A 902-nucleotide genomic window follows, 5' to 3' on the forward strand; every position below is an offset into this window, starting at 1 on the left:
CCTGGCTTTGATCAAGAAGCTGGGGCAGCAGGTCGCCTGTGTGGTACTCGAGGCAACCGGGATTTATTACCTGGACTTGGCAGTGGCCCTGCATCGAGCAGGCTTGCCTGTAGCGGTCATCAACCCACGCAGTTTCCATCATTTTGCCAACCTCAAGCTGAGCAACAGCAAGACCGATGCGGTAGATGCTGCACTGCTGGCCGAGTATGGCGAGTGCATGAAGCCCGGACTGTGGCAGGCTCCCGACGAAGTGCTGATGGGCTTGCGCGATATTGGCCGGCAGATCAATCGCCTGACGGCGACTCGCACGCAAGCCAAGAACCGCCTGCATGCGCTACGTTCCAAGTCGAGTACCTTGGCCTTGTTGATCGAAGACGAATGCGATGGGATCGAACGGCTCGATCAGCGCATCGAGAAGCTGACCAAGGCGGCGATCGAACTGATCAACCAGCAACCACACCACAAGCAGCACCTGGCCAACATCACACAGGCCAAGGGCATCGGGCAGGCCAGCGCGATTGCCATGTTGGCCGAGTTAAGCGTATTGCCTCGTGGGCTGAAGTCCTCCCAGGTCAGTCGCTATGCCGGCCTGGATGTACGACTCTGCCAATCGGGAAGCAGCGTCAACAGACCCGGGCGCCTGAGCAAGGCGGGCAATGCCTACCTACGCAGCGCGTTCTACATGCCGGCCTTGTCTGCGGTGCGTCATGATCCAAATGCCAAGGCTTTTTACGACGCATTGCAAAAACGAGGCAAGAAGAAAATCCAGGCACTGTGTGCAGTCATGCGTAAATACCTGACTGGCGTCTGGGCTTGCCTGAAGCTCGGTGTGCCTTTCGATTCATCCGAGCTATTCAGCAATGAACACCTGAAAAACGCTTGACCACTAACAGAGTATCTAC

The 902-nt window shown here is 57.0% G+C and carries 1 protein-coding gene; it reads left to right on the top strand.

Annotated features, from left to right (window positions below; all coding sequences use genetic code 11):
- Positions 1 to 883 (top strand): transposase (locus tag DNK34_RS25255; RefSeq protein WP_131199513.1); only part of this gene is annotated, 883 nt, incomplete at its 5' end.
- Positions 884 to 902 lie beyond the last annotated feature (19 nt).

Source organism: Phytopseudomonas dryadis (assembly GCF_004327355.1).
GTDB lineage: Bacteria > Pseudomonadota > Gammaproteobacteria > Pseudomonadales > Pseudomonadaceae > Aquipseudomonas > Aquipseudomonas dryadis.